General features: G+C 62.1%; 4 protein-coding genes. All 4 read left to right on the top strand.

Annotated elements, in window-relative coordinates; genetic code table 11:
- The first annotated feature begins 448 nt into the window (after positions 1-448).
- The 4 genes from ACLBW8_RS16965 (at position 449) to ACLBW8_RS16950 (ending at position 6,388) form a co-directional block, all read left to right on the top strand.
- Positions 449-748 (top strand): DUF6124 family protein, encoded by a 300-nt coding sequence (locus ACLBW8_RS16965; protein ID WP_447805906.1) that lies wholly within the window; start codon positions 449-451, stop codon positions 746-748.
- A 173-nt stretch (positions 749-921) separates the two neighbouring features.
- The gene (locus ACLBW8_RS16960; RefSeq protein ID WP_262664957.1) at positions 922-2,163 is read left to right on the top strand and encodes an exonuclease SbcCD subunit D C-terminal domain-containing protein; all 1,242 of its coding nucleotides are present in this window, start codon (positions 922-924) and stop codon (positions 2,161-2,163) included.
- Entirely contained in the window at positions 2,160-5,798 is a 3,639-nt protein-coding gene (locus tag ACLBW8_RS16955) for an SbcC/MukB-like Walker B domain-containing protein (RefSeq protein WP_447805905.1), read from the top strand. The genes ACLBW8_RS16960 and ACLBW8_RS16955 overlap by 4 nt, the downstream gene beginning before the upstream one ends.
- Positions 5,795-6,388: a glutathione S-transferase gene (locus ACLBW8_RS16950; protein WP_447805904.1), complete on the top strand. Its 594-nt coding sequence runs from the start codon at positions 5,795-5,797 to the stop codon at positions 6,386-6,388. The genes ACLBW8_RS16955 and ACLBW8_RS16950 overlap by 4 nt, the downstream gene beginning before the upstream one ends.
- The last annotated feature ends 28 nt before the right edge of the window (positions 6,389-6,416 follow it).

Genomic DNA, 6,416 nt, shown 5'->3' with positions numbered 1-6,416 from the left:
AAAGCGTTTTTTGGTTACTTTTTTAGGCGCTTTGTAAAAAAGTGACCCGCCGTAAGGGCGGAACCCTAAGCAGCCGTTACCGCAGCAACGGATATGTACTCATATCTACCTAAACGCCTGATCGACATGCATTGTTAAAGGCCAGCAATCCATATCCCTTTAATTTGCGGGAAGTTTCCTAGACAATCCTTCGGCCTTGCGCCTGCTCACTCCACTGGCTAGCCTTCGCTCCGTCGCTGCATATCAGCGATCAGGGGTGAGATCCTGTGATGTGATTAGGTGCCAAGTGCCACAACCGCGAGCAACATGCTCTATGGCGGCTGTGTGCGGGCAGACTTCGGTCTGACCGGGTGCTCCTGACCGGCAATCTCACCCTGCACATAGCTGCCACCTTTTGACGAGTGAGATCGGCAAGAGAATGGCTCCAGATCTTTCAGGAGGTTCATTCATGCATAAAATCGTCCCAGACCCACCCCGCTTCACCCTCGACCGCGAAATCTTCGAACGCGCCCTGAGCCACTACCTACAACCCGACTCACCGCCGTCCTTCACCGCGCACCACGACCTCAGCTTCGAAGACGCCCTCGCCCAAATCTGCGACTTGCTGCGCTGTGCAGCCGCCACCGCAGCCGTTTCCAGCCAAGGGTTGAGCGGCGATCAACGCCACATCGCCGGTGCCACCGAGCACCTGATCGACAGCGCCAGAGCCCTCGCCGACCGCGCACTGAACTGCCTGCACGCCGCATGACCCCTGTTGGAGCTGGCTTGCCTGCGATACAGACACCTCGGTCTTTCTGTCACACCGAGGTGATACCATCGCAGGCAAGCCAGCTCCCACAGTTGATCTGGGTCAGCCGCGGGCACGGTGTGGGCTTTTACAGGTAAACTCCCCTCCTTTTCATCTTCTCCACGGAGTTCGCCTTGCGTCTGTTCCACACCTCCGACTGGCACCTCGGCCAAAACCTGCATGGCCAGGAACGCGACTTCGAACACGCCTGTTTTCTCGAGTGGCTGCTGGGTCAATTAAAAGCCGAGCAGCCGGATGTGTTGCTGATCGCCGGGGACATCTTCGACACGGTCAACCCGCCGCTCAAGGCCCAGGAGCGTCTGTATGACTTCATCATCAGCGCCCACGAACAAAACCCGACACTCACGATTGTGATGATCGCCGGCAACCACGACTCCGGCTCGCGTATCGAGTTGCCGGCGCCGTTGATGCGCCGTTTGCGCACCCATGCCCTGGGGCGGGTGCTGTGGCTGGATGATGGCCAACTGGATGCCGACCGGTTGCTGATCCCGCTGCCTGACGCCAAAGGCAAGATCGCCGCCTGGTGCCTGGCGCTGCCATTTTTGCGCCCGGCGGAAGTCACCGGCGCGCACTTGGGCGACGACTACCTGCGCGGCATCGGCCAGGTACATGAATGGCTGATCGCCGCCGCCAATGCCAAACGCAAAAAAGGCCAGGCGCTGATTGCCATCAGCCACGCGCACATGGCGGGTGGTTCGGTGTCGGAAGACTCCGAGCGCAGCCTGATCATCGGCAATGCCGAGGCGCTGCCCGCCAGCCTGTTCGATGCCAGCGTGAGTTATGTGGCCCTCGGCCATTTGCACAAGCCGCAGCGGGTAAATGGCGAGGAGCGGATTCGCTACAGTGGCTCGCCGATCCCCTTGTCGTTTTCCGAAATCGGCTACAAGCACCAAATTCTCGATGTGACCTTTCAGGGCCAGTGCCTGGTGAGTGTCGAGCCGCGCCTGATTCCGCGTTCGGTCAACCTGCAACGCCTGGAAGCCGCGCCGCTGGCAGATATCCTCAAGCAGTTGGCGGATTTGCCCGACATCGACCTGCTCGCCGAAACCCAGCGCCACCCATGGCTGGAAGTGCGCGTGCGCCTCGATGAGCCGCAACCGGACCTGCGCCAGCAAATCGAGACCGCCCTGCAAGGCAAGGCCGTGCGCCTGGTACGCATTGCCGCCGAATATGCCGGCAAACGCGGCAGTGACGAGACTGACGACGAGCGCCTGATCGAACTCGACCAGCTCACGCCCCAAGAGCTGTTCAGCCGTGCGTGGCAGGACAGCTATGGCAGTGAAGTGGATGAACAGACCTTGAAGGACTTCGCCGTGCTGCTCCAGGAAGTGCAACAGGAGGGCGAACAGCCATGAAGATCCTCGCCATCCGCCTGAAAAACCTCGCCTCCCTGGCAGGCCCGTTTGAAATCGACTTTACCGCCGAGCCCTTGGCCAGCGCCGGGTTGTTCGCCATCACCGGGCCGACCGGCGCGGGCAAAAGTACCTTGCTGGATGCCTTGTGCCTGGCGCTGTTTGGCGCGGTGCCGCGCCTGGGCGATACCGGCCAGGCGAAAATGCCGGATGCCGACAGCGACATTTCCATCGGCGACCCGCGCACCTTGCTGCGTCGCGGCACCGGCGGTGGCTATGCCGAGGTGGATTTTGTCGGCGTCAGCGGCCGTCGCTACCGCGCGCGCTGGGAAGCCAACCGCGCCCGTGACAAGGCCAGCGGCAAGTTGCAGAACAGCCGACAAAGCCTGGTCGACCTGGACAGCGACCAACTGCTGGCCAGCCAGAAGACTGAATACAAAACCCAGCTGGAACTGGCCCTGGGCCTGAATTTCGAACAGTTCACCCGCGCGGTGTTGCTGGCGCAAAGCGAATTCAGCGCGTTCCTCAAGGCCAACGATAACGAGCGCAGCGAACTGCTGGAAAAGCTCACCGACACCGCGCTCTACACCCAGTTGGGCCGTCGCGCCTTCGACAAGGCCAAGGACGCCAAGGACGCGCATAAACAGCTGCAAGACCAGGCCACCGGCGTGGTGCCGTTGCCCGCCGAGGCCCGCGCCGAACTCGATCAACAGTTGACCGAGGCTCAGCAACAGCTCAAGACCCAACAGGCCCAGCTCAAGCAGTTGGAGCTGCAGCACACCTGGCTCAAGGAGCTGCGTGAGTGGCAGGAGCGTCAGCAACATGCAACAGAGCAACTGCAACGGGCGCAGGCGGATTGGGCAGGCCAGGGCCAGCAGCGCCAGGACCTGAGCCGCCTGGAACAATTGGCACCGCAACGCCATCAGTTTGCGCGCCAGGCTGAACTCGCTACGTTACTTGCACCGCTCGCCGCGCAGATTCAGCAGCACCTCGCGCAGCAAACCACGCTGCAGGCGCGTCAGGAGCAGGCGCAACAGCAGCAGTCTGCCGCCCAGGCAGCCTTGGCTGACGCCCTGAAACAGCAGGCCGACGCCGTGCCCTTGTTGCGTCAGGCGTTCGAAGCACAGAGCACCCTCGCCCACCTGACCCAAGACCTGGCCAAGCGCAGCGACGACAAACAGCAACAGGAAAGCGCCTGCCACGAAGGCCAGGCCTTGCTCACCGGGTTGCTGGAGAAGCAAACCCAAGTCACCGAACGCCTGCAACGCCTGGCGGCCGAGCTGGAACGCAGTGCCACTCTGGCACCGCTGAGCGACGCCTGGAGCGCCTACCGCGACCGTCTGCAACAGCTGATGCTGATCGGCAACCGCCTCAACAAGGGCCAGAGCGAGCTGCCGCAACTCGAACAGCGCGCCACCGCCGCAGCCGACAATTTCGCCCAACAACGCGACGCGCTGGACCTGCTGTATCAGGAAGCCGGTGCCGAGCCGCACGCGGTCGCCGAGCAGATTCAATTACTCGCCAGCCTGCTGCAAGACAACCGCAAGCAACAGCGCGCGTTCGAAGACCTCACGCGCCTGTGGGACAGCCAGCAACAGCTGGACCAACAGGCTGCTGCATTGACGCAAAAGCTCGCGGACGCCCAGCAGCAACGCGAACAACTGAACCAGACCGGCCTGCAGACCAAAGCCGAACTGACGGTGGCCGAACAAACCCTGACGGTGACCAAGCAACTGCTGGAACGCCAGCGCCTGGCCCGCAGTGCCAGCGTCGAGGAATTGCGCGAGCAGTTGCAGGACGACCAACCGTGCCCGGTGTGCGGCAGCCATGAGCATCCGTACCACCAGCCCGAAGCGTTGCTGCAAAGCCTTGGCCGTCATGATGAAAACGAAGAAGCGACGGCGCAGAAAGCGGTCGACACGCTCAAGGAAAAACTCACCGAGCTGCGTGGCGAAGTCGGCGGTTTGATCGCCCAGCAAAAGGAGTTCCTGCAGCAGCAGGAGCAACTGGCGACACAGCAACAAGGCCTGACACCCAGCCTGCAAGCGCACCCATTGGCCGCCTCGTTGTTCAATCAGGACGCCGCCAAACGCAGCACCTGGCTGGCCCAGCAACTGGCGCAACTGACGCAAAGCATCAGCCAGGACGAACAACGCCAGGGCGCCCTGCTCAACCTTCAGCAAAATGCCGGGCGCTTGCAGCAACAACTGCAAGCCGCCCAGGACGCAAGCCAGCAAGCCCGCCAGTTGCTGGTGGACCAGCAGCGCGAACTGTCCAACGACCGCGAGCGCCTCGACGAAGAACTCCATGCCTTCGCCAGCCTGTTGCCCGCCGAAACCCTCGAAGGTCTGCGCCGCGAACCGGCGGCGACGTTTATGCAGTTGGACCAGCACGTCAGCCAACGCCTTGAGCAACTGGGCCACCAGCGCGATGAACTGGCCGAGCAGCACGAGCGCCAGCAGGCCATCGAGAAAGAACACACCCATCAGCAGCATCGCCAGCAGCAACTGGACGCCTTGCTCCAGCAGGTCACCGAGCTGTCTGCACGGCAACAGGCCGCGCAGGCAACACTCAGCGCACTGCTCGGCGAGCACAGCAGTGCCGAACAGTGGCAACAGCAACTGGACCAGGCGGTGGCCCAGTCACGCCAAAGCGAGACCGATGCCAACCAACAGCTGCAAGAGATCCGCAACGCGCTGATTCAATTGGCCGCCGACCTCAAGGCGCAGCAGGATCGCCAACAGGCCTTGGCCGCCGAGCAGCACACCCTGGGCGAACGCCTGAGCGAATGGCGTGCCTTGCACCCCGACCTGCATGACGACGGGCTCACGCGCTTGCTGGCCTTTGATGACAGCCACGTCAGCGCATTGCGCCAGCAGTTGCAGCACAGCGAAAAAGCCGTCGAACAAGCCAAGGTGCTGCTGCAGGAACGCGAACAACGCCTGGCTGAACACCAAGCGTTGCACAACGGCAACCTGGCAGCCGAACAACTGGACGCCGCCCTGGCTGCGCTCAATCTGCAATTGGCCGAAGGTGAAAAAGCCTGCGCGGAACTGCGTGCGCGCCAGTCCGAAGACCAGCGCCGCCAGGACGCCAACCACGTGTTGGCCGAGCATATCGCCAAGGCGTATGACGAGTGGCAGCGCTGGGCGCGCCTGAATGCGCTGATCGGCTCGGCCACCGGCGACACCTTCCGCAAGATCGCCCAGGCCTACAACCTCGACCTGTTGGTGCACCACGCCAACGTGCAACTGCGCCAGCTGGTGCGCCGCTACCGCCTCAAGCGTGGCGGCAGCATGCTCGGCTTGCTGGTGATGGATACGGAGATGGGCGATGAATTACGCTCGGTGCACTCGTTGTCCGGTGGCGAAACATTCCTAGTGTCGCTGGCGCTGGCGTTGGGCCTGGCGTCGATGGCGTCGAGTACGTTGAAAATCGAGTCGCTGTTTATCGACGAAGGCTTTGGCAGCCTCGACCCGGAATCGCTGCAATTGGCCATGGACGCCTTGGACGGCCTGCAGGCACAGGGCCGCAAGGTGGCGGTGATCTCTCACGTGCAGGAAATGCACGAACGCATCCCGGTGCAGATCCAGGTCAAGCGCCAGGGCAATGGCTTGAGCACCCTGGAGGTCAAGTGAGCGAGGCGCTGCTGTATTCGTTTCGGCGCTGCCCGTATGCGATGCGGGCGCGCCTCGCGTTGCGCTACTCGGGCGTGCCTGTGCAGATCATCGAGGTAAGCCTCAAGGCCAAGCCGGCCGAGATGCTCGCGCTGTCACCCAAGGGCACGGTGCCGGTGCTCAGCGTGGGTGGCCGGGTGATCGAGGAAAGCCTGGAAATCATGCAATGGGCGTTGGCGCAGCATGATCCGGATGACTGGTTGCTAAAAGGCGACCCGAGGGTGCTGGACCTGATTACCGAGAACGATCAGGTCTTCAAACATCACTTGAATCGATACAAGTACGCCGAACGCTACCCGGAGCAGCCGATGGAACATTACCGGGCCGAGGGCGAGGTGTTTTTGCAGACGCTGGAAGGTTTGTTGGCGGGAAATGACTATTTGCTGGCCGAGCATTTAAGCCTGGCCGATGTGGCACTGGCGCCGTTTGTGCGCCAGTTTGCCCATGTGGATCGCGAGTGGTTTGCCGGGACGCCGTATCGCCAGTTACAAGCCTGGCTACAACGCTTTCTGGAATCGCCGCTGTTTATTGCGGTGATGGCAAAACCCTGAGCCCAACACAATCAAATGTGGGAGCTGG

This window comes from Pseudomonas sp. M5A4_2d, from assembly GCF_053345295.1.
This window is presented reverse-complemented; position numbering and strand designations above follow the sequence as displayed.

What these genes read in the sequence shown, in the direction of transcription:
- ACLBW8_RS16965 (WP_447805906.1), top strand. Translation starts at nt 449, where the DNA reads ATGCATAAAATCGTCCCAGACCCACCCCGCTTCACCCTCGACCGCGAA.
- ACLBW8_RS16955 (WP_447805905.1), top strand. Translation starts at nt 2,160, where the DNA reads ATGAAGATCCTCGCCATCCGCCTGAAAAACCTCGCCTCCCTGGCAGGC.